Annotated in this window: 1 protein-coding gene; it reads right to left on the reverse strand. The window is 41.1% G+C overall.

The window, feature by feature from the left end; all coding sequences use genetic code 11:
- Positions 1 to 1,014, reverse strand: a 1,014-nt coding sequence (locus A3739_RS16550) for an archaeosortase/exosortase family protein (protein ID WP_068502110.1), incomplete at both ends; no start/stop codon positions are given.

Consider the following 1,014-nt stretch of genomic DNA (forward strand, 5'->3'; position numbering starts at 1 on the left):
GTAACTTGTGCTTAAGGCCAACATACTGAAATTGTTGCGTATCTGCGGTAATAATGTTTCGAGATTCGACTAGCCAGTCAGTGTGAGAAAATGGCGATGGCCAATAGGGTACAAGGTTTTCGGTGCTCTCTTCTTTCCAGTTAAGTACTCTATAAAGCTGGATGTTTTGCACGTAATTGTTTGCTTTCTTCTGCAGCAAGATTTTTGCGTTTGGAAGTTTCGGTATGTTTGTATCTGGTTTTGCTGGTGTATAGCTTAATTGAGAGCTTGAAATAATATTGGGTACTTTTATTGCGCTATTTAGAGCGAAGCTTAAAACAGGTGTTAGCATTAAAAGGGCGAATGTAAGCGCTATTTTTTTGATAGAAAGTGCTTGTTTACTAGGCTCCTTTTGCTCTGGGAATAGTTCAAACCGACGAGCGATAAAAAATAGAGGCGCTAACACTATACAGAAGATAATCCAGCCAAAGGTTTCATGATCGGCGACCAAGCTGCTTTCCATGTTTGTTTCATAAGCAATAAGTATCAACAAGAAAATTCGGAGCCAGTTGGAGAATAGACTAAGTGCAATTGCGGTTGCTAATAGCTTGGTGCTTAGAGCCCTATTAGGTTTTGAATCAAGAATTACGTATACGGCGAGTGCGCATGCAATTGTAAAGTAACGCAGTCCTGAACACCCGTCGGCAATCACTAGAGCACCATAGGGAAGTGTGATGGTATTTGCTTCGATAAGAGCGGTAATGTCGATGAGATCGACTAGCCAAGTCACAGTTAAGCTACTTAAGTCGACAAGGGCTTGATTGAGGTAGTCCCAAATCGGTATAGCAAAGTAAACGAATGCGATGGAGGGGAGGAGTTTTAAACCGATATGTAGCCCTAAATAACTGGCAGTGGCGAACCATAAAATAATTGGGATTAAAACTTGCTCGAGGATGTTTATATTAGCGCTAGATATGACGAGCCAAGCAAGGCTTGATAATGCCAAACCGATATAAGTTAGGTAGTTTGATAGAG

This window comes from Oleiphilus sp. HI0067, assembly GCF_001635735.1.